General features: G+C 60.3%; 22 protein-coding genes. 10 read left to right on the forward strand and 12 right to left on the reverse strand.

Annotated elements, in window-relative coordinates:
• The first annotated feature begins 152 nt into the window (after nucleotides 1–152).
• The 3 genes from rlmM to pdxB all read left to right on the forward strand — a co-directional run bounded on the left by rlmM (nucleotide 153) and on the right by pdxB (nucleotide 2,887).
• A complete protein-coding gene (gene rlmM / locus BW686_RS15465; protein ID WP_084918304.1) occupies nucleotides 153–1,226 on the forward strand; it encodes a 23S rRNA (cytidine(2498)-2'-O)-methyltransferase RlmM in 1,074 nt (357 codons plus the stop codon).
• A 156-nt stretch (nucleotides 1,227–1,382) separates the two neighbouring features.
• Nucleotides 1,383–1,637 (forward strand): sulfurtransferase TusA, encoded by a 255-nt coding sequence (gene tusA, locus BW686_RS15470; RefSeq protein ID WP_084918306.1) that lies wholly within the window; start codon nucleotides 1,383–1,385, stop codon nucleotides 1,635–1,637.
• 107 nt (nucleotides 1,638–1,744) lie between these two features.
• The gene (pdxB, locus tag BW686_RS15475) at nucleotides 1,745–2,887 is read left to right on the forward strand and encodes a 4-phosphoerythronate dehydrogenase PdxB (protein WP_084918308.1); all 1,143 of its coding nucleotides are present in this window, start codon (nucleotides 1,745–1,747) and stop codon (nucleotides 2,885–2,887) included.
• Nucleotides 2,888–2,960: 73 nt separating this feature from the next.
• Here the strand turns inward: pdxB and BW686_RS26855 are convergent, their stop codons facing one another.
• Nucleotides 2,961–3,131, reverse strand: coding sequence for a PA1571 family protein (locus tag BW686_RS26855; protein WP_179149278.1), 171 nt, complete (start codon nucleotides 3,129–3,131; stop codon nucleotides 2,961–2,963).
• Between the two features lie 277 nt (nucleotides 3,132–3,408).
• Between BW686_RS26855 and BW686_RS15480 the strand changes: the two genes are divergently transcribed.
• Complete coding sequence (locus BW686_RS15480; protein WP_084918311.1) at nucleotides 3,409–5,178, forward strand: ABC transporter transmembrane domain-containing protein; 1,770 nt, start codon at nucleotides 3,409–3,411, stop codon at nucleotides 5,176–5,178.
• 46 nt (nucleotides 5,179–5,224) lie between these two features.
• Here the strand turns inward: BW686_RS15480 and ppnP are convergent, their stop codons facing one another.
• Nucleotides 5,225–5,506, reverse strand: coding sequence for a pyrimidine/purine nucleoside phosphorylase (gene ppnP / locus BW686_RS15485; RefSeq protein WP_084918314.1), 282 nt, complete (start codon nucleotides 5,504–5,506; stop codon nucleotides 5,225–5,227).
• 137 nt (nucleotides 5,507–5,643) lie between these two features.
• Complete coding sequence (locus tag BW686_RS15490) at nucleotides 5,644–6,186, reverse strand: exonuclease domain-containing protein (RefSeq protein ID WP_084918317.1); 543 nt, start codon at nucleotides 6,184–6,186, stop codon at nucleotides 5,644–5,646.
• A gap of 255 nt (nucleotides 6,187–6,441) precedes the next feature.
• Here BW686_RS15490 and BW686_RS15495 point away from each other — a divergent pair, with 255 nt between their 5' ends.
• Nucleotides 6,442–7,269 (forward strand): substrate-binding periplasmic protein, encoded by an 828-nt coding sequence (locus tag BW686_RS15495; RefSeq protein WP_084918321.1) that lies wholly within the window; start codon nucleotides 6,442–6,444, stop codon nucleotides 7,267–7,269.
• Between the two features lie 44 nt (nucleotides 7,270–7,313).
• Here the strand turns inward: BW686_RS15495 and BW686_RS15500 are convergent, their stop codons facing one another.
• Both BW686_RS15500 and eat read right to left on the reverse strand, forming a co-directional pair.
• Nucleotides 7,314–7,481, reverse strand: a complete 168-nt coding sequence (locus BW686_RS15500) for a DUF2897 family protein (RefSeq protein WP_002552826.1) — start codon at nucleotides 7,479–7,481, stop codon at nucleotides 7,314–7,316.
• Between the two features lie 117 nt (nucleotides 7,482–7,598).
• On the reverse strand, nucleotides 7,599–8,963 hold the full coding sequence (eat, locus tag BW686_RS15505) for an ethanolamine permease (protein WP_084918324.1): 1,365 nt from the start codon (nucleotides 8,961–8,963) through the stop codon (nucleotides 7,599–7,601).
• A gap of 283 nt (nucleotides 8,964–9,246) precedes the next feature.
• Between eat and pyrF the strand changes: the two genes are divergently transcribed.
• The gene (gene pyrF / locus BW686_RS15510) at nucleotides 9,247–9,945 is read left to right on the forward strand and encodes an orotidine-5'-phosphate decarboxylase (RefSeq protein ID WP_179149279.1); all 699 of its coding nucleotides are present in this window, start codon (nucleotides 9,247–9,249) and stop codon (nucleotides 9,943–9,945) included.
• An 85-nt stretch (nucleotides 9,946–10,030) separates the two neighbouring features.
• On the opposite strand, the gene BW686_RS15515 is transcribed toward pyrF, so the two are convergent.
• Nucleotides 10,031–11,038 carry an NADP-dependent oxidoreductase gene (locus tag BW686_RS15515; RefSeq protein WP_084918331.1) on the reverse strand — a complete coding sequence of 336 codons (1,008 nt, stop codon included), beginning with the start codon at nucleotides 11,036–11,038 and terminating at the stop codon, nucleotides 10,031–10,033.
• 231 nt (nucleotides 11,039–11,269) lie between these two features.
• Here BW686_RS15515 and BW686_RS15520 point away from each other — a divergent pair, with 231 nt between their 5' ends.
• Nucleotides 11,270–12,208: a S66 peptidase family protein gene (locus tag BW686_RS15520; RefSeq protein ID WP_084918333.1), complete on the forward strand. Its 939-nt coding sequence runs from the start codon at nucleotides 11,270–11,272 to the stop codon at nucleotides 12,206–12,208.
• Between the two features lie 15 nt (nucleotides 12,209–12,223).
• Here the strand turns inward: BW686_RS15520 and BW686_RS15525 are convergent, their stop codons facing one another.
• Together BW686_RS15525 and BW686_RS15530 are read right to left on the reverse strand one after the other, a co-directional pair.
• The gene (locus BW686_RS15525; RefSeq protein WP_084918335.1) at nucleotides 12,224–13,426 is read right to left on the reverse strand and encodes a benzoate/H(+) symporter BenE family transporter; all 1,203 of its coding nucleotides are present in this window, start codon (nucleotides 13,424–13,426) and stop codon (nucleotides 12,224–12,226) included.
• A gap of 115 nt (nucleotides 13,427–13,541) precedes the next feature.
• Entirely contained in the window at nucleotides 13,542–14,012 is a 471-nt protein-coding gene (locus BW686_RS15530; RefSeq protein ID WP_084918339.1) for a MarR family winged helix-turn-helix transcriptional regulator, read from the reverse strand.
• Between the two features lie 82 nt (nucleotides 14,013–14,094).
• Here BW686_RS15530 and BW686_RS15535 point away from each other — a divergent pair, with 82 nt between their 5' ends.
• The 3 genes from BW686_RS15535 to BW686_RS15545 are packed head-to-tail and all read left to right on the forward strand — an operon-like array spanning nucleotide 14,095 to nucleotide 16,312.
• Nucleotides 14,095–15,261, forward strand: a complete 1,167-nt coding sequence (locus tag BW686_RS15535; protein WP_084918342.1) for an aminotransferase-like domain-containing protein — start codon at nucleotides 14,095–14,097, stop codon at nucleotides 15,259–15,261.
• A gap of 37 nt (nucleotides 15,262–15,298) precedes the next feature.
• A complete protein-coding gene (locus BW686_RS15540; RefSeq protein ID WP_084918344.1) occupies nucleotides 15,299–15,901 on the forward strand; it encodes a glutathione S-transferase family protein in 603 nt (200 codons plus the stop codon).
• A 30-nt stretch (nucleotides 15,902–15,931) separates the two neighbouring features.
• The gene (locus BW686_RS15545) at nucleotides 15,932–16,312 is read left to right on the forward strand and encodes a lysozyme inhibitor LprI family protein (RefSeq protein ID WP_084918346.1); all 381 of its coding nucleotides are present in this window, start codon (nucleotides 15,932–15,934) and stop codon (nucleotides 16,310–16,312) included.
• Nucleotides 16,313–16,333: 21 nt separating this feature from the next.
• On the opposite strand, the gene BW686_RS15550 is transcribed toward BW686_RS15545, so the two are convergent.
• From BW686_RS15550 to BW686_RS15570, 4 genes are all read right to left on the reverse strand, one after another.
• Entirely contained in the window at nucleotides 16,334–16,705 is a 372-nt protein-coding gene (locus tag BW686_RS15550) for a glutathione S-transferase N-terminal domain-containing protein (protein ID WP_179149281.1), read from the reverse strand.
• An 81-nt stretch (nucleotides 16,706–16,786) separates the two neighbouring features.
• The gene (gene folE, locus BW686_RS15555; protein WP_005887481.1) at nucleotides 16,787–17,332 is read right to left on the reverse strand and encodes a GTP cyclohydrolase I FolE; all 546 of its coding nucleotides are present in this window, start codon (nucleotides 17,330–17,332) and stop codon (nucleotides 16,787–16,789) included.
• Nucleotides 17,333–17,804: 472 nt separating this feature from the next.
• Entirely contained in the window at nucleotides 17,805–18,362 is a 558-nt protein-coding gene (locus BW686_RS15565; protein ID WP_084918351.1) for a Smr/MutS family protein, read from the reverse strand.
• A 45-nt stretch (nucleotides 18,363–18,407) separates the two neighbouring features.
• A complete protein-coding gene (locus tag BW686_RS15570; RefSeq protein WP_084918353.1) occupies nucleotides 18,408–18,725 on the reverse strand; it encodes a hypothetical protein in 318 nt (105 codons plus the stop codon).
• Between the last annotated feature and the right edge of the window lie 74 nt (nucleotides 18,726–18,799).

Below are 18,799 nucleotides of genomic sequence, written 5' to 3' on the forward strand. Positions count from 1 at the left end.
GCGGGCTCCATGTGCTTCAGGTCGGGAGCGCCGCAACAGGCTTCAGGTTCTGTGGACTGTCGGGCAGCGTCAGTGGTTCCTGATTGGGCTATCATGCGCGGCTTTCAAGTCTGCGGGGTTACGCCCGAGCGCCCATTGCCCAGGAATGACCCATGAATACGCTGTTTATGCATTGCAGGCCCGGTTTTGAAGGCGAGGTCTGTTCAGAAATCGCCGACCTCGCCGCCCGCCTGGACGTCTCCGGTTACGCCAAGGCGCGGCCTGACACCGCCTGTGCCGAATTCATCTGCACCGAGCCGGACGGCGCTGAACGGTTGATGAGCGGTCAGCGCTTCGACACGCTGATCTTTCCTCGGCAATGGGCGCGAGGGCTGTTTCTCGACTTGCCGGAAACCGACCGGATCAGCGTGATCCTTGCACACATGTCGGCGTTTCCGACCTGTGGCAGCGTGTGGCTGGAAGTGGTGGACACCAACGATGGCAAGGAACTGTCGAATTTCTGCAAGAAGTTCGAAGCACCGTTGCGCAAGGCCCTGAAGCAGGCCGGCAAGCTGGTCGATGACCCGCGCAAGCCACGCCTGCTGCTGACCTTCAAGAGCGGCCGCGAGGTGTTTCTCGGCCTGGCCGAGGCGGACAACTCGGCAATGTGGCCAATGGGTATTCCGCGGTTGAAGTTTCCCCGCGAAGCGCCCAGCCGCTCGACCCTGAAGCTCGAAGAGGCGTGGCACCATTTCATCCCCCGGGACCAATGGGACGAGCGCCTGTCCGGTGACATGACCGGCGTGGACCTGGGCGCTGCGCCCGGCGGCTGGACCTACCAACTGGTCCGTCGGGGCATGCTGGTGACCGCCATCGACAATGGCCCGATGGCCGAAAGCCTGATGGACACCGGGCTGGTGCAGCACCTGATGGCGGACGGTTTCACCTACAAGCCTCGTCACCCCGTGGACTGGATGGTCTGCGACATCGTAGAAAAGCCGGCGCGCAATGCCGCTTTGCTGGAAACCTGGCTGGGTGAAGGCCTGTGTCGCGAAGCGGTGGTCAACCTTAAACTGCCGATGAAACAGCGCTACGCCGAAGTACGCCGACTGCTCGACCGCATCGAAGAAGGCTTTCAGGCGCGCGGCGTGCGGGTCTCCATTGGCTGCAAACAGCTTTATCACGACCGCGAAGAAGTCACCTGTCACCTGCGCAGGCTGGATGTGGCCAAAGCCGCGAAGCGGTGACCTGAGTCGAGCCCGAGCTGCTCTCGATGGACCCATCGTGAGACACGGGCTCCACAAGCCTGAAGAGTGCATGGTAGTTATCGACAGGATGAGCAACCCGCATTTGGCCTGGCCACTGATTTGAGCGACAATCGCTACCCGCCTCTGGAGTGCCCCATGTCTGAATCCGTTGAAAGCCTTGTCGTTGACTCCGTTCTGGATGCTACCGGGCTAAACTGCCCGGAACCTGTGATGATGCTGCACCAGAAAGTCCGCGATCTGCCGGCGGGCGGTTTGCTCAAGGTCATCGCGACCGATCCGTCCACACGTCGTGATATCCCCAAGTTCTGTGTGTTCCTCGGGCACGAGCTGGTGGCAGAGCAGGCTGAAGAAGGCACGTTTCTGTACTGGATTCGTAAAAAAGCCGACTGATTGCCCTGTCCTGATTGATTGCCTTATCGCAGCAACCCGCGCCTGTTCACGACGAGCCTGTCCACACAAAGGACCGGTCCCTGTTCGCCAGACCCAGAGAGTCTTCCATGCGCATTGTTGCCGACGAAAACATTCCATTGCTCGACGCCTTTTTTGCCGGTTTCGGTGACATCAGGCGCCTGCCAGGCCGATCCATCGACCGTGCGGCGGTAGCCGATGCCGACATCCTGCTGGTGCGTTCCGTGACACCGGTGACCCGCGACATGCTCGAAGGCAGCCCGGTACGTTTCGTAGGAACCTGCACCATCGGCACCGATCATCTGGACCTCGGGTACTTTCAGCAAGCCGGGATTCAATGGGCCAGCGCCCCCGGCTGCAATGCGCGGGGGGTTGTCGATTACGTGCTGGGCAGTCTGTTGACCCTGGCGGAAATCGAAGGCGTCGATCTCAGGCAACGTACCTATGGTGTGGTGGGCGCGGGGCAGGTGGGCGGTCGTCTGATCAGCGTGCTGAAAGCGCTGGGCTGGAATGTGTTGGTCTGTGACCCCCCACGGCAGGCTGTCGAAGGAGGCGACTTCGTCAGCCTGGACGACATGCTTCAGCAGTGTGACGTTATCAGTCTGCACACGCCCTTGAACAAGACCGGGGAGCTGCCCACCTGGCATCTGCTGGATGAGGCGCGCCTGCGTCAGCTCAGGCAGGGCGCCTGGCTGATCAATGCCAGCCGTGGTGCGGTGGTGGATAACCGCGCATTGCACGACGTACTGCTTGAGCGCGAAGACCTGCAGGCCGTGCTGGATGTGTGGGAAGGCGAGCCGCAGGTCAACGTTGCGCTGGCCGACCTGTGTGTGCTCGGTACGCCGCACATCGCGGGTTACAGCCTCGACGGCCGCCAGCGCGGCACGGCGCAGATTTATCAGGCGCTGTGCGCGTTCCTCGATCAGCCGCCGCTGATCCGCCTCGACGACCTGCTGCCGAAACCCTGGCTGGCGCAGGTCAGCCTTGACGCGGCGGCTGATCCGGTCTGGGCACTGAACATGCTGTGTCGTGGTGTGTACGACCCACGCCGCGATGATGCGGATTTCCGCCGCAGCCTGACCGGCGATGTTGCCAGTCAGCGACTGGCGTTCGACGCGTTGCGCAAGCACTACCCGCCGCGTCGGGAAATTGAAGGCCTGCAGGTCAGGCTGGAAGGCGAGTCCGAGGTACTGGCGCAGCTCGTCCGAGCGTTGGGCGCGGTACGGGTCTGAAAGTCCGGCGTTTTCCAGGCATAAAAAACCCGACTCGAAAGTCGGGTTTCAATACATTCGGCAGGCTCAGGTCTTATTTTTCCGGGGTTACCCAGTTCTTGTCACATTCCTGGCAAGCAGCCTGAACCATTTCTTCGGTGATCACGACTTCTCGTCCGTGCTGGTCGAGAACGGCACCGCCAACAGGCAAGTCGGGCGTGGCTCGCACGACCGGGACTTCATTGCTGCGCTCTTGCAGGCTCATGGTGTTTCTCCTTTCATCAGGTAACGGCGTTAAGTTAACCGCGCTTGATGACCGGTCCGTGACAGGGTTATGTCAGCCGCCCAAACGCGATACCAGTGCAACAGAATTGATCTGAATCTGCCAGCGGGCGCTTAGATCGATCGCTTATAGCCAACTCTGTCAATCAGTCATAACCAGACCGTCAAGGCCTGAGGCAAGTTCACTCACAATGGCGCGCAGCGGTCTGTGTCGGACAGGTGTAGGCTCTGCAGTTCAGACCCAGGCAGGTTCACCCTTCATGATTTCACTGATTTCCCGACGTCAACGCCATGCGATTCGCCTGGCCGCCAGTTTCATTGCCCCGTATCGCTGGCAAGTGTTCGGTGCGTTGCTGGCACTGGTTGTGACTGCCGGCATCACATTGTCGATCGGGCAGGGCATCAAGTTGATGATCGACCAGGGGTTCATGACCCGTTCAGCAGAGTTGCTCGAGCGCTCGATCGGATTTTTCATGTTGCTGACGGTCGGCCTCGCGATCGGTACGTTTACCCGCTTTTACCTGGTGTCGTGGATTGGCGAGCGCGTCGTCGCCGACCTGCGCAAGAAAGTCTTCGACCATTTGATCGAACTCCATCCTGGCTTCTACGAGAACAACCGCAGTTCGGAAATCCAGTCGCGACTGACCGCCGACACCACCTTGCTGCAATCGGTCATCGGCTCATCACTGTCGATGTTTCTGCGCAATGCATTGATGGTTATCGGCGGGATCGTGCTGTTGTTCATCACCAACCCCAAACTCACCAGCATTGTGGTGGTGGCCTTGCCGCTGATCATTGCGCCGATCCTCATGTTCGGACGACGGGTGCGCAACCTGTCCCGGGAAAGTCAGGACCGGGTGGCCAATGTGGGCAGTTATGTGGCTGAAGCGCTTGGGCAGATCAAGACGGTTCAAGCCTACAACCATCAGCAACAGGACAGGCAGCGCTTTTCCCACACCGTCGAGCAGGCGTTCGAAACCGCTCGCAAACGGATTTTGCAGCGTTCCTGGCTGATCACGCTGGTGATCGTGCTAGTGCTGGGAGCGGTGGCCGTGATGCTGTGGGTGGGCGGTATGGACGTGATCAGCGGCCGTATCTCCAGCGGTGAGCTGGCAGCGTTTGTGTTTTATGCGCTGGTGGTGGGGATGGCGTTCGGCACATTGAGTGAAGTGATCGGCGAGTTGCAGCGCGCAGCCGGTGCGGCCGAGAGGATCGGTGAGCTGCTTCAGGCCCGTAGCGAGATCAGTGCGCCGGCGACCGGGCTGTCGAGTCTGCCGCCGCGTATCAGCGGACGGATGGCGCTGGAGAACGTCAGTTTTGCCTACCCTTCGCGGCCTGAACGTAATGCGGTCGATGGCCTGACCCTGTCCGTGGAGCCTGGAGAAACCCTGGCCCTGGTCGGACCTTCCGGAGCCGGCAAGTCGACGATTTTCGACCTGCTGCTGCGCTTCTACGACCCCGGACAAGGGCGCATTCTGATTGACGGTGTACCCGTTACGCAGCTCGACCCTCACGACCTGCGTCGCTGCTTTGCGCTGGTTTCGCAAACGCCTGCGCTGTTTTTTGGCAGCGTCGAAGACAACATCCGCTACGGCAACGCCAATGCCAGCTTCGAACAGGTCCAGGCGGCAGCACGCATTGCCCACGCCCATGAGTTCATTCTGGAAATGGCCGATGGCTACAGCACTCATCTGGGCGAGGGCGGGCTTGGGCTGTCGGGCGGGCAGCGGCAACGTCTGGCGATTGCCCGCGCGTTGCTGGTCGATGCGCCTGTCCTGTTACTGGACGAGGCGACCAGCGCACTGGATGCACAAAGCGAACACTTGATCCAGCAAGCCTTGCCCAGCCTGATGCAGGGGCGCACCACCTTGGTGATCGCCCATCGACTGGCCACGGTACAAAATGCCGACCGGATTGCGGTGATGGATCAAGGGCGACTGGTCGCGGTCGGCACTCATCAGCAACTGATTGCCAGCAACCCGCTCTATGCGCGCCTGGCAGCCTTGCAGTTCAACGCTGTCGCTGAATAAGACCGGGTATCAGCCGGGGGAGGTTAAACCTCCCGGTTGATCGGTTTTAGCGGTATTCGCACAGATAAGCGGTGTCAACGCTGACCTTGAGCTGGAACTTGCTGTTGGCCGGTACATTGAACTGACTGCCCGTGACAAAGGTTTCCCAGTCGGTGCTGTCCGGGAGCTTCACCTGCAACTCGCCCGACACCACATGCATGATTTCCCGTTGCGCAGTACCGAACTCGTATTCGCCCGCTGCCATTACACCGATGGTTGCCTGACCGTCAGCCTGGCTGAAGGCGATGGATTTGACGGTGCCGTCGAAGTATTCGTTGACCTTGAACATGGGCGATTCCTTATGAAGGGCTGTGGAGGGCTCGCCAGTATGCCCAAGAGGAGAAATCCCGTCACGCCTTGTTAAAGAGCGCTCTATAACGCGCGTCAGAAAGATCGGCTATGCGTTTCGGTCTCACACTGTGAGACTCAGTTGGGCATGATCAGCGGTAACAGCCTGGCGGTATTGCGGGCGTCGACCAGCGCTCTGTGCTGCTGCCCCGCAAACTGCATGCCCGCCAGCTGCAACGCGCTGTTCAGCCCCATCGGCTTTTGCAACTGCCGAGCCTGTGCAAAACGCTGTTTGAGATTGACGTGCGGCATGCTGGACAGCGCGCTGTCGAGTTGATGATGGCGCCATTCCTCTTCCAGTTGCTGTCGGTCATAGTCCCCCCAGCTTGCCCAGCCCAGTACACGCGCACGATGATGGCTCAACCAGCGCTCGAACTGCGGCCAGACCGTCGTCAGCGGCGCAGCGCTGTCGATATTGCTTTGGCTGATGTGCGTCAACTGGCGGCAAAAATGAGTCAACAGGGGCCTGCGTACCGGGCGCACGAAGCGTTCGAAATGGTCCAGCTCGCGCCCGTCCTGATTGACCAGTGTTGCGCCTATCTCGATGACTTCCATTTCTGCGACCGGCCAGCCACCTTCTTCGGTCGTCGCCTCCAGATCAATCACCAGCCAATGCGGCATCGTCAAGCTCCGTTTTGATAGTCAATGGCTTTAGCGTAGCTACATTTAGCCCATGGCGACTTGTTACGCTGTGGGGGAGCAAACAGGCTCCCTTGTGTTCGCGCTGCAATAATTGTCTTTTATTGCAACCCTCCCGGCCTGCCATCGTTATTGACAGGCGGCGTTCTGCATAATGACGTTGGCGCCGTTGATTTGACAGTTGTTTAAATCAAAGAAACCGCATAGCGTGGGGGGCTTTGATTTGATGCCGTGTTTATGAAAAGACTCGCAGGGGTAATTGAGAGTGTCGTGCGCACTGCCGTGGCGGGAGCGTTACTGCTTATTCCGTTGATGGTGACGCCGCCGGTCGTTGCCGCGCAGATTGTACGAGTCGCTGCAGTGCATTTTCCCCCGTATATGGTGCGTCCTGAAAAAGGTGAAGACGCGGGGCTGTTACCCAAGCTGATCAATGCCCTGAACGCCGAGCAGAACGACTACGAGTTCGTGATGATCCCGACATCGGTGCCTCGGCGCTTTCGGGATTTCGCTGAGGGGCGTTTCGATATCGCGATTTTCGAAAACCCTGACTGGGGCTGGAAAGACATCCCTCACGAGACGGTCGACCTCGGGCTTGAAGACGCGGAAGTTTATGTCGCGCGGCAGGCTGAAGGACGTCAGCAGGATTATTTCGATAACGTGTCCGACAAACGCCTGGCGTTGTTCAGTGGTTATCATTATGGGTTTGCCAACTTCAATGCCGACCAGAAATACCTCAGCGAGCACTTCGATATTACGTCGACTTATTCCCACGACAGTAATGTGATGATGGTGGTGCGCGGCCGCGCGGACATAGCGCCTGTTACCCGTTCTTATCTGATCGATTTCATGTACCGCAACCCGAGTGAAGCCTCGCAGTTGATGGTGTCCGAGCGCGTTGATCAAATCTACCGTCAATATGCATTGCTGCGCCCCGGCGGCACTATTGACGTGCCGCACTTCATGCAGTTGCTGGAAACGCTGCGCAGTGAAGGGGTATTGACGACGATTTTTCAGCCGTTGCACATCAAAGTGCTGCCGGTCAGCGCTGACAGGTCCGGGGAATAGCCGAACAGGGGGAGGCAGGTTTTCAGCCTGCCTCCCGAGTGTTCTTACCGATCCTTGGCTTCCTTGGCGTCCATCTCTGCATTGCGCTCATGCACACGCTTGAGCTGTTCTTCGGTGAGGGGCAGTTTCTTGGCGGTGTCACGCAGCATCATCAAACCGCCGACAATCGAGCCAATGGCTACGAGCAGAATTAACCAGGCATACCAGGGCATAGCGCTCTCCTTGTTGTGATACCGGTTTGAGCAGCGAGGCTGCTCAATGGTTCAAGTGTATGCGCCTGGAACAGGTTGCGTGCAAATCCCTTTTGCACGCAATTGAGAATGGGCGTCCTATCGGCCGGTGAGCATCGCATCAGCGGGGGCATCGGCGCGCGATTTCGCCGTCAGGCTGAAATAGATGAAGCCGATCGCCATCAGGCCCAGGAAAATCAGGCCGATGAGCATGTTGAACCAGGCCATTGCCACCAGGCACACCACCGCCAGAGCCAGCGCGATGCCCGGCACCACCGGGTAGCCCGGCGCACGGAACGTACGCTCCAGTTGCGGCTCGGTCTTGCGCAGCTTGAACAGGCTGAGCATGCTCATGATGTACATCACGATGGCGCCGAACACCGCCATGGTGATCATCGCCGCAGTCAGCGTCATGCCGCTCAGGTTGATCAGCCCGTCACTGTAGATGGCGGCGATGCCGATCAGGCCGCCCGCGATGATTGCCCGGTGTGGCGTCTGGAAGCGCGACAGCTTTGCCAGGGACGAAGGCAGATAACCGGCACGAGCCAGGGCGAAGAACTGGCGCGAGTAGCCCATGATGATGCCGTGGAAGCTGGCAACCAGGCCGAACAGGCCGATCCATACCAGCATGTGCAGCCAGCCGGAGCTGTCGCCGACGACCGCTTTCATGGCTTGGGGCAGCGGATCGTTGATGTTGGCCAGCGTGCGCCAGTCGCCCACACCGCCGGCAAACAGCATGACGCCGATGGCCAGCACCACGAGGGTGAGAATCCCGCTGATGTAAGCCTTCGGAATGGTGCGTTTCGGGTCCTTGGCTTCTTCGGCGGCCATTGCTGCGCCTTCGATGGCCAGGAAAAACCAGATGGCAAACGGAATGGCGGCGAACATGCCGGCGATGGCTTCCGGCCCGAACGTCTGCGAGCCGGCCCAGCCATTGAGAGCGAAATTGCTGAAGCTGAACGCAGGCGCAACCACGCCCATGAACACCAGCAATTCAGCGACGGCCAGGATGCACACCACCAGCTCGAAGGTCGCGGCCAGTTTCACGCCCACGATATTCAGCGCCATGAACACGATGTAGGCACCGACGGCGGCGTGCTTGGGGTCCAGACCCGGGTACTGCACGTTGAGGTAGGCACCAATGGCCATGGCGATGGCCGGTGGGGCGAATACAAATTCGATCAGGGTCGCCATGCCGGCGATCAGTCCGCCTTTTTCTCCGAAGGCGCGACGGCTGTAGGCGAATGGTCCGCCTGCGTGCGGGATGGCGGTGGTCAGCTCGGTAAAACTGAAAATGAAACAGGTGTACATGGTTGCAACCATCAGGGCTGTTACCAAAAAGCCCAATGTTCCCGCCACCCCCCAGCCGTAGCTCCAGCCGAAGTATTCGCCGGAAATCACCAGCCCGACAGCAATCCCCCATAAATGAATCGTGCCTAGCGTTGGCTTGAGTTGCGTACTCATTGTTGTCTCCCTGAGGTCTGTCATCGTTGAAACATCCTGTTGCAGAGGCCGTGCCAGTGCATGGGAAACCGTCGCATTGCCTCAAAACAGGTCGTTTGCAGAACGTCAGGGTCAATCGATTGCCCGCGCCGGGCGGATTTGGTGCAGGCCGCCTTTGTCGTGTTCGCTGCAAGTGCAGGGGACAACGCGGTTTTGAATGTGTCGTTGGTCAATGAAGGGTCCCCGTCGGCCCGCCGCTTCGGCTACAATGCGCGCCGATTTCGACTTACCTGAGACCACGCTCATGTCCGCCTGCCAGACTCCTGTCATCGTCGCCCTGGATTTCCCGACCCGTGAAGCCGCTCTGCAACTGGCTGATCAGCTCGACCCCACACTGTGCCGGGTCAAGGTCGGCAAGGAGTTGTTCACCAGCTGTGCGTCGGACATCGTAGAGACCCTGCGTGACAAGGGCTTCGAGGTGTTTCTGGACCTCAAATTCCACGACATTCCCAACACCACGGCCATGGCGGTCAAAGCGGCTGCCGAGATGGGCGTATGGATGGTGAATGTGCATTGTTCCGGTGGGTTGCGCATGATGGCCGCGTGCCGGGAAGTGCTGGAGCAGCGTTCCGGCCCGCAACCGTTGCTGATCGGTGTGACCGTGCTGACCAGCATGGAGCGCGAAGACCTTGCCGGTATCGGTCTGGACATCGATCCGCAGGTGCAGGTGCTGCGCTTGGCGGCACTGGCTGAAAAGGCCGGCATGGACGGTCTGGTGTGCTCGGCACTGGAAGCCCAGGCCCTGAAAGCCGCCCATCCCTCACTGCAACTGGTCACGCCCGGCATTCGCCCGGCGGGCAGTGCGCAAGACGATCAGCGCCGCATCCTGACCCCGCGCCAGGCCCTCGACGCAGGCTCGGACTACCTCGTCATCGGTCGCCCGATCAGTCAGGCGGCAGATCCGGCCAAGGCTCTGGCTGCCGTGGTTGCCGAACTGGCTTGATCAGAAGGGCGCAGCGCTCGGGCTGGCTGCACCTCGTTCCTCACGCCGCAGGGGGGGAGAAACGAGGCAAGTACAGCCTGAGGTTTTATTCCACTTTCAGGATCAGTTTGCCGTAGTTCTCGCCGGTGAACAGCTTCAGGAACGTCTCGGGGAACGTCTCCAGACCTTCTTCGACGTGCTCTTTGCTCTTGAGTTTGCCTTCCTTGATCCAGCCCGCCATGACCTGGCCGGCTTCGGCGAAGCGATCGCCGTGGTCCAGCACGATAAAGCCTTCCATGCGCGCGCGGTTGACCAGCAAGGACATGTAGTTGGCCGGGCCTTTGACGGCGGTGGTGTTGTTGTACTGACTGATGGCGCCGCAGATCACCACACGTGCCCCGACGGCCAACTGGCTCAGCGCTGCGTCCAGAATGTCACCACCGACGTTGTCGAAGTACACGTTCACACCGTCCGGGCAATGACGTTTCACGGCCTCCATGACGTCTTCTGATTTGTAGTCGATGGCCGCGTCGAAACCCAGCTCTTCGGTCAGCAGGCGGCACTTTTCCTTGCCGCCGGCGATGCCGACAACCCGGCAGCCCTTGATCTTGGCAATTTGCCCGGCCACGCTGCCGACAGCGCCGGCTGCGCCGGAAATCAAAACGGTATCGCCGCTTTTTGGCTGACCGACATCCAGCAGCGCCAGGTAGGCGGTCATGCCGGTCATGCCCAGTGCCGACAGGTACAGCGGCAGCGGCGCAAGGCGAGTGTCTACCGTGTAGAAACCCTTCGGTTCACCCACGAAATAATCCTGAACACCCAGGGCGCCCTGGACATGATCGCCCACGGCAAATTTCGGGTGCTTCGATTCGATCACTTCGCCCACGCCCAGTGCGCGCATCACTTCGCCCAGCTGCACGGCCGGAATGTAGGACTTGCCTTCGTTCATCCAGCCCCGCATGGCCGGGTCCAGCGACAGGTATTTGTTCCTGACCAGAATCTGGCCGTCAGTCAGCGCAGTGACCGGGACTTCCTTATAATCGAAGTCATCACGGCGTACAGTGCCCGAAGGGCGCTTGGCGAGCAGGAACTGGCGGTTGGTAAGATCAGTCATGGCAGGGCCTCTCAAAAGTGGTTCAAGGATGGAATCAAACGCTTGTCACGCTGTTCAGGCAAGAAGCGATCATTCAGCGAATGCCGTTTGATCCATGTGGTTGATAGGAGTCCACTCAGGCTTTGGCGTTCAAAGTGATCGACCCCACTGACCGAATCCGGCGATTTTGCAGCTTGAGTCGCGTACCGCTGTGCTCTACATTGCGGCTTAATCGACCGCTGGATGACTGCAATGCCCACCACGAATCTACAGACCCTCCACCCTCAGGTCCTGCGGGCTGGCGACGCCGTGGCGCTGGTTTCACCGGCCGGTCCGGTGGACCCCGCCAAGCTCGAAGCTGCGGTCGAAGTGCTCAAGGGCTGGGGCCTGCGCCCGCGTGTCTATCCGCATGCGCTGGGCAAGTATTCGTTTTATTCAGGGACCGACGAAGAGCGTCTTGCCGACCTCAACGCCGCGCTCGCAGACCCGGAGATCCGCGCGGTCGTCTGCAATCGCGGCGGTTATGGCGTGCAGCGGATTGTCCAGCAGGTAGACATGGACGCGGTGCGTCGCGATCCCAAGCTGGTCACCGGCTTTTCCGACATTACGGCCCTGCACGGTGCGCTGTGGAACCACGCGCGACTGGCGACCATTCACGGCCCGGTCGCGGCTCAATTAGGGGCGGGCGGGCTGTTTGTCAGTGGCATGCGCCACGTGCTGATGAGTACCGAACCGGTGCTGCTCAAGGCCGAGCCTGACTCGCCAACGGCCCGTGTCAGAACCGCCGGCAGCGCGCAGGGCCTGTTGCTGGGCGGCAACCTGTGTATTCTCGACACGTCCGTCGGCACGCCGTTCATGCCTGACATGACCGGGGCGATCCTGCTGATAGAGGAGGTCAACGAACCTGCCTATCGTGTCGATCGTATGCTGACTCATCTGGGCAACTGCGGCATTCTCGAACGGTTGGCCGGCATTGCGGTGGGCGAGTTCACCCCGGCGGCCAATACCGGCGGCACCATCAGTCCGGCCCACGTGCTGCTGGAACGGCTGGGCAGCCTGGGTATTCCGGTACTCGGGGGTTTACCGGTCGGTCACGGTGATCGCAATCAGGCCGTGCCGCTGGGCACTCAGGCGATACTGGATGCCGATGCCGGGACCTTGCTCGTGGCGGCTGCCACGCGCAACGGATGACTGGGGCGCCCAGCGCTAATCCGCTTTGCGCGCGTTCAGAATCAACAAGGTCAACAAGCCCGCCACAATGCCCCAGAAGGCCGAGCCGATGGAAAACAGCGTCAGTCCGGACGCCGTCACCATGAACGTGATCAGTGCCGGTTCGCGCTCTTTGGGCTCGGCCATGGCCACTGTCAGACCGTTGGTGATCGAGCCGAGCAGCGCCAGTGCTGCGATCGACAGCATCAGTTCCTTGGGAAACGCGCTGAACAGGCCAGCCAGCGTGGCCCCGAAAATCCCCGCAATGCCATAGAAAATTCCGCACCAGATCGCCGCCGTGTAACGTTTGTCCTTGTCTTCGTGAGCATGCGGGCTGGTGCAGATGGCGGCACTGATGGCGGCCAGATTGATCCCGTGGCAACCGAACGGCGCGGTCAGCAGCGAGGCGATGCCGGTCACCGAAATGAGCGGCGAGGTGGGCGGGAAGTAGCCGTCAGCGCGCAGCACTGCCACACCCGGCATGTTCTGAGAGGTCATGGCCACCACGAACAATGGAATGCTGATGCTGACCGTCGCTGCCCATGAAAACTCGGGGGTGGTCCAGACCGGCATTGCCACGTGCAGCGCCAGGTCGCCCATGTTCAGCAAGCCCAGCATGCCGGAGATCACGATGCCGACCAGCAACGCGAGCAGTACCGAGTAGCGCGGTGAAAGACGCTTGACCAGCAGGTAGGTGAAAAACATGCCCAGGACCAGGCTGGTACGATGTTGCGCGGCAATGAAAATCTCGCTGCCGATCCTGAACAGAATCCCCGCCAGCAAGGCAGCTGCCAGCGACGCTGGCAAGCGTCGGACCATGCGCTCGAAACTGCCGGTCACGCCGCAGAGAATGACCAGAACGGCGCTGGTCATGAAGGCACCGATTGCCTGCGGGTAGCTGACGCCGCCGAGGCTGGTGATCAACAGTGCCGCACCGGGCGTGGACCACGCCACTGTGATCGGCGTGCGGTAGCGCAGCGAAAGGCCGATGCTGCACACCGCCATGCCCATGAACAACGCCCACAGCCAGGATGAAATCTGCAGACTGCTCAGGCCCGCGGCCTGACCTGCCTGAAACATCAGCACCAGTGAACTGGTGCAACCGGTCATCATGGCAATGAAACCGGCGGCCATCGCAGACGGCGATGAGTCTGCCAATGGCCGCAGCGGGCGCCGTGGCACTTTGAGGGCTTCGTTCATGCAGGCGTTCCTTGAAGCGGGCAGGTCACAGGGGACGCCCAGCCTAAACGTATGGCTGCGCGGCTTTACGATACAGCGATACGAGTAAACGCCAGCACAGTTGCAACAGGTCTGTTTACTCGGCTTCAGGGCCGGCAGGGCAGGCGCCGGATTGCAGCGTCTGGCCCAGGGCGCGGTTGACCGCCATCCAGCCGTCCACCGCTTCCTGACCCGCTTCGTTGAACACGCGTTGCAACAGCTTGACCTGTTCGCGGCGTAACGCCTGCTCAAACCGGATGCCCTCATCGGTCAGTGCCAGCAGACGCTTGCGCTTGTCCGTCTCGGGTGCCGCGCTGTGTACCAGATTCATCGCAATCAGCTGGCGCAGCGGCGCATTCAAGGCCTGTTTGCTGACGCCCAGCACCGTCAGCAGTTCCTTGACGCTCAGGTCGGGATAGCGGGCGATGAAGAAGACGATGCGCTGATGCACGCGACTGAAGCCGCGCCTGTCGAGCATTTCATCAGCTTTGGCGGTGAAGGCCTGATAGCCGAAGAAAAACGCTTCCATGGCCATTTGTTGATTCGCTGGATTTTTAAGGTCAAGCATATTGACGTATTCGCGCGGGTTGTCGTAATTTGAGTCAACAAGTTTGACTTATTTCCATTTGTCTCGGCTACAGGTATCTGTCATGGCTTTCTCTGAACGTGTTTCCCGTCTGAAAAGTTCTCTGATCCGCGAAATCCTGGCCGCCGCCCAGCGCCCGGAAGTGATGTCGTTCGCCGGGGGGCTGCCTGCCGAGTCAATGCTGCCCAAAGTCGAGTGGGCCGATATGCCTGTCGCCCTGGGTCAATACGGCATGAGCGAAGGTGAACCCGCGCTGCGCGAGGCGTTGGCTGCCGACGCTCGTGCGCTGGGTATCGCCTGCGAGGCCAGTCAGGTCCTGGTGGTCAGTGGCTCGCAGCAGACGCTGGACCTGGCTGCCAAACTGTACATCGACAAAGGCACAGAGATTCTGCTGGAAGCGCCGACCTATCTGGCTGCATTGCAGATATTTCAGCTGTTCGGCGCCGACTTCATCACCGTGCCCTTGAAGGCCGACGGCCCGGACCTGTCAGCCATGCGTGAGGGCCTGGAGCGGCACGCACCGGCGTTTGCCTACCTGATCCCGACTTTTCAGAACCCTTCGGCGGTGCGCTACAGCGAGGCCAGTCGCGACGCGGTCGCCGCGCTGCTCGACGAGTATGGTGTGACGCTGATCGAAGATGAACCCTATCGCGAGCTGAGTTTCGATGGCGCCAGCGCCAGGCCCATTGTCAGCCGCCTGAAAAAGGCCAGCTGGATCTACACCGGCACGGTGTCCAAAACCTTGCTGCCCGGTCTGCGGGTGGGGTATCTGATCGCCAGCCCTGATCTGTTCCCGCATTTGTTGCGTTTGAAACAATCGGCTGACCTGCACACCAATCGCCTCGGACAATGGCAGGCCTTGCAGTGGATCGGCACGGACCACTATCGTGAGCACCTTGTGACGCTGTGTGAGTTCTATCGCACCCGACGCGATGCTTTTGAAGTTGCGTTGCAGCGGCATTTTTCGGATATCGCCGTCTGGAACAGCCCGCAAGGCGGCCTGTTCTTCTGGCTGACCCTCAAGCAGCCGATGGACACGCGCACGTTGCTGGATGCTGCACTGGCGCAGGATGTTGCGTTCATGCCCGGCGAGCCATTTTTTGCCAATCCTGACGCCCATCATGGTCACCTGCGGCTCAACTTCAGCCACATCGACCCGGCGCGCCTCGATGAGGGCATAAAACGACTGGCGTCTGTCGTCCGTGCAGCCCAGAATCTGCAGGCAGCTTGATCTGATTCAACACCGGATACACGAAGGGAGCAGGCAGATGTACAAGGTTTATGGCGATTACAACTCGGGCAATTGCTACAAGATCAAGCTCATGCTTAATCTGCTGGGCAGCGAATACGAGTGGGTGCCGGTCGATATTCTCAACGGCGAAACCCAGACCCCGGCGTTTCTTGAAAAGAACCCCAACGGCAAGATTCCTGTGCTGGAGCTGGATGACGGCACCTGCCTGTGGGAGTCCAACGCGATTCTCAACTTTCTCGCCGATGGCTCCCGGTATCTTCCGACCGAACCGCGCCTGCGTACCCAAGTGCTGCAATGGCAGTTCTTCGAGCAGTACAGCCACGAGCCGTCAGTGGCGGTCGCGCGGTTCATTCAGTTCTACCTGGGCCTGCCTGCCGAGCGCATGGTTGAATACCGTGCCATGCAAAAGTCCGGTTACCGGGCGCTGGCGGTCATGGAGCAGCAGCTTCACCGCACGACCTTTCTGGTCGGCGACAGTTTCTCCATCGCCGATATCGCCCTGTATGCGTATACCCACGTAGCGCATCAGGGTGGTTTCGATCTTGAACCCTACACCGGGATACGCCGCTGGCTGAAATGCGTAGAGGCTGAACCGGGCTATATAGGCATGCTGGACTGATTCGCCAGAAGACCGACAACAAGGAGATTTATGCGTATAACGATTCTGGCCGGTCTCATCGCTCTGGGTGTCGGTTGCTCCGCTCAGGCGCAGGATTGCGACGCCACTCAGGCGAGCATGAACAAGTGCGCCGCCACTGAGCTGGCGACTCTCGATGCTAACCTGAACACGCAATACAAGGCGCAGATGGCCTGGCTCAAGACGCCGGAGAAAAAACAGGCACTCAAGGAGGCGCAGCAGAAGTGGATAGCCCTGCGTGACGCCGATTGCCTGTATCAGGCCGGCAAGCCGGAGGACTCCGGCTCGATGTGGCCATTAGTGCAGTCGCAGTGCCTGGCCGAGCAGACCCGCGTGCGGCTCAAGCAGTTGCAAGCCTACGTTGCCTGTCGCGAGGAAGGTTGCCCGCGTTGATGTGCCTCGGGCAATAGCGGCTCAGATGGCCCCAAAGCGCTGATCAAGGTAATCGATGATTACCTTGGACTCGTACATCCAGACCGTTTTATCGCCTTCCTCGATCCGCAGGCAAGGCACCTTGATTCGGCCGCCTTCATTGAGCAGGGTCTGGCGATCCAGCTCGTTGTTCTTCGCATCGCGCAACGCGACAGGCACATTGAGGCGGCGCAGCGCGCGACGGGTTTTCACGCAGAACGGGCAAGCGTGAAACTGATACAGCGCCAGGTTTCGAGCCGCTTCATCGACGGCTGCCTGGCTTTGCGGATCGCGCTTTTTCCTGCTCGGACGGGTCAGGAAGTCGATGCCGATGACGAGCTGGCCGAGGCCCACTCTTAACGCTTTCATGAACACGGTCACACCTCTTGCGGACAACGGCTGAGTTCGACGCCGCGCCCATCGTGCGTTACGGCACGTGAACGCTGGCTGAATGCATCACTTGATCAGGCTGAGAAACTCACTGCGAGTGGCGGCGTTTTCACGGAATTCGCCGAGCATCACCGACGTGATCATGGCCGAATTCTGCTTCTCGACACCGCGCATCATCATGCACATGTGTTTGGCCTCGATCACCACGGCAACGCCCAGAGCGCCGGTCACCTGCTGAATGGCTTCGGCGATCTGACGGCTGAGGTTTTCCTGGATCTGCAGACGACGGGCATACATGTCGACGATCCGCGCCACCTTGGACAGGCCCAGCACTTTGCCTTGCGGGATGTACGCCACATGCGCCTTGCCAATGAACGGCAGCAGATGGTGCTCGCAGAGCGAATACAGCTCGATGTCTTTGACCATCACCATTTCGCTGGCTTCGGAACTGAACAGGGCACCGTTGGTGACCTCTTCCAGCGTTTGCGCGTAACCGCGACACAGGTACTGCATGGCCTTGGCGGCGCGCTTGGGGGTGTCCAGCAAACCTTCGCGCGAGACGTCCTCGCCCAGTTGCCCGAGGATGGCGGTGTAATTCTGTTCCAGTGTCACAGGGCTTTGTTTCCGTGTGGGTTTCGATAAGTGCGAGGGCAGGGCCGTTCGCCGAGGCGCACATAGTAACTTACGCACGAGTGCGGGTGTACGGCGGCTCGGCAAATCAACCGGTCAGTGCGGGATTTGTATCCCCTTGCTTACACGGTGGCGACCAGGTCGCTACCCACTTCCGGCATGCCGCGCGGTCTGAAGTGACAGGTCATTCATTCATCGCCTGTCGAGAGGGTAAATCCGGATGTTGAGTCGAGTCGCAAAAATAGCGTTGTTCGCCATCGTACTGTCGTCGGTTTCCGGTTGCTGGCCGTTCTGGCCGGGACCGGGCGGGCACGGCGGTGGGCATCACGAAGGGGGTGGTCCTGGGCCTGGCCCTGGTGGTCCGGGCGGGCCTGGTCCGCGCTGAGGGCTGGTCGGGCAGCAGGTAGCTGCCCGGCCTGCATTACAGGGCGTAGCGGGGGTTAGCGGCGGGGGATTACTCGTCGCGGCCTTCCATCATCGTGCGTTTGAGCACCACATACACCGCGCCTGCGCCGCCATGCTTGGCCAGGCACGAGTGGAAGCCCAGAACCTGGGGATGCTGGCGCAACCACGTATTGACGTGGCTTTTGATCATCGGGCGCTTGCCGTCCAGACGCACTGCCTTGCCGTGGGTGACACGCACGCAGCGTATTTCCAGTCGGGTCGCCTCGGCCAGAAATTCCCATAACGTTTCGCGGGCCACTTCCACCGTCATGCCGTGCAGGTCCAGGCTGCCCTCGAAGCTGATCTGCCCGAGCTTGAGCTTGCGCATCTGGCCTTCCTGCACACCGTCACGCGACCAACCGAGAATGTCTTCCGGCCCGACATCGATCACGAACTGATCCGACAACCCGTCAACGGTCACCGAATCGGTGCGCACGGTGGCCGACTGGCGCAGGCGTGCCAGCATTTTTCGATCAGCTTTGGGTTTGCCGACATCGGCGTGTTCATGCTTGAGCGGCTTGATGCCACGCGTCTCGCTTCTGAACAGGGAAAAATCGTCGTCTTGCATGAGGCCTCCGCGAAGGAGGCTATTCTAACCGGACGGGCAAGCGGGTCAGTGGTGTTTTTTCATCAAGTGGGCCGAGATGCTCAGGCCGCTCGCGCTGTGCTGACGACGGCAGCGCCGCCACAGCCGGATGCCCAGATAAAAGACCAGCAGCCCGCTGACTGCAACGAACGCCGCGCCGCCCGGGCTGGCATTCAGCTCACTCAGCATCTGAGGATGACCGATCAGGCTGGAGGCTCCGGCGAAGGTCAGCAGCAAGCCCGCCGCCGCCATCATCAGCGCGATCAGCATGCCGATGCGCTTGCCCCAGTTGCCGCGGCCTTTGCTGCGCAGGCGACGTGCATTGAAACCATCTGATGTCTTCATGCGCTTTCCTCGATAGGTAGCGGCTCAACGGGTATCGGCGCTCTGACTGGGAGAAAGAGGAGTGGTTCCCGCCC

The organism is Pseudomonas syringae, assembly GCF_002157375.1.
Classification (GTDB): Bacteria; Pseudomonadota; Gammaproteobacteria; order Pseudomonadales; family Pseudomonadaceae; genus Aquipseudomonas; species Aquipseudomonas syringae_T.

What these genes read in the sequence shown, in the direction of transcription:
- pdxB (WP_084918308.1), top strand. Translation starts at nt 1,745, where the DNA reads ATGCGCATTGTTGCCGACGAAAACATTCCATTGCTCGACGCCTTTTTT.
- BW686_RS15515 (WP_084918331.1), bottom strand. Translation starts at nt 11,038, where the DNA reads ATGACTGATCTTACCAACCGCCAGTTCCTGCTCGCCAAGCGCCCTTCG.
- BW686_RS15520 (WP_084918333.1), top strand. Translation starts at nt 11,270, where the DNA reads ATGCCCACCACGAATCTACAGACCCTCCACCCTCAGGTCCTGCGGGCT.
- BW686_RS15535 (WP_084918342.1), top strand. Translation starts at nt 14,095, where the DNA reads ATGGCTTTCTCTGAACGTGTTTCCCGTCTGAAAAGTTCTCTGATCCGC.
- rlmM (WP_084918304.1), top strand. Translation starts at nt 153, where the DNA reads ATGAATACGCTGTTTATGCATTGCAGGCCCGGTTTTGAAGGCGAGGTC.
- eat (WP_084918324.1), bottom strand. Translation starts at nt 8,963, where the DNA reads ATGAGTACGCAACTCAAGCCAACGCTAGGCACGATTCATTTATGGGGG.
- BW686_RS15490 (WP_084918317.1), bottom strand. Translation starts at nt 6,186, where the DNA reads ATGCCGCATTGGCTGGTGATTGATCTGGAGGCGACGACCGAAGAAGGT.
- BW686_RS15565 (WP_084918351.1), bottom strand. Translation starts at nt 18,362, where the DNA reads ATGCAAGACGACGATTTTTCCCTGTTCAGAAGCGAGACGCGTGGCATC.
- BW686_RS15545 (WP_084918346.1), top strand. Translation starts at nt 15,932, where the DNA reads ATGCGTATAACGATTCTGGCCGGTCTCATCGCTCTGGGTGTCGGTTGC.
- BW686_RS15540 (WP_084918344.1), top strand. Translation starts at nt 15,299, where the DNA reads ATGTACAAGGTTTATGGCGATTACAACTCGGGCAATTGCTACAAGATC.
- BW686_RS15480 (WP_084918311.1), top strand. Translation starts at nt 3,409, where the DNA reads ATGATTTCACTGATTTCCCGACGTCAACGCCATGCGATTCGCCTGGCC.
- tusA (WP_084918306.1), top strand. Translation starts at nt 1,383, where the DNA reads ATGTCTGAATCCGTTGAAAGCCTTGTCGTTGACTCCGTTCTGGATGCT.
- BW686_RS15530 (WP_084918339.1), bottom strand. Translation starts at nt 14,012, where the DNA reads ATGCTTGACCTTAAAAATCCAGCGAATCAACAAATGGCCATGGAAGCG.
- BW686_RS15500 (WP_002552826.1), bottom strand. Translation starts at nt 7,481, where the DNA reads ATGCCCTGGTATGCCTGGTTAATTCTGCTCGTAGCCATTGGCTCGATT.
- BW686_RS15495 (WP_084918321.1), top strand. Translation starts at nt 6,442, where the DNA reads ATGAAAAGACTCGCAGGGGTAATTGAGAGTGTCGTGCGCACTGCCGTG.
- BW686_RS26855 (WP_179149278.1), bottom strand. Translation starts at nt 3,131, where the DNA reads ATGAGCCTGCAAGAGCGCAGCAATGAAGTCCCGGTCGTGCGAGCCACG.
- BW686_RS15570 (WP_084918353.1), bottom strand. Translation starts at nt 18,725, where the DNA reads ATGAAGACATCAGATGGTTTCAATGCACGTCGCCTGCGCAGCAAAGGC.
- BW686_RS15525 (WP_084918335.1), bottom strand. Translation starts at nt 13,426, where the DNA reads ATGAACGAAGCCCTCAAAGTGCCACGGCGCCCGCTGCGGCCATTGGCA.
- pyrF (WP_179149279.1), top strand. Translation starts at nt 9,247, where the DNA reads ATGTCCGCCTGCCAGACTCCTGTCATCGTCGCCCTGGATTTCCCGACC.
- ppnP (WP_084918314.1), bottom strand. Translation starts at nt 5,506, where the DNA reads ATGTTCAAGGTCAACGAATACTTCGACGGCACCGTCAAATCCATCGCC.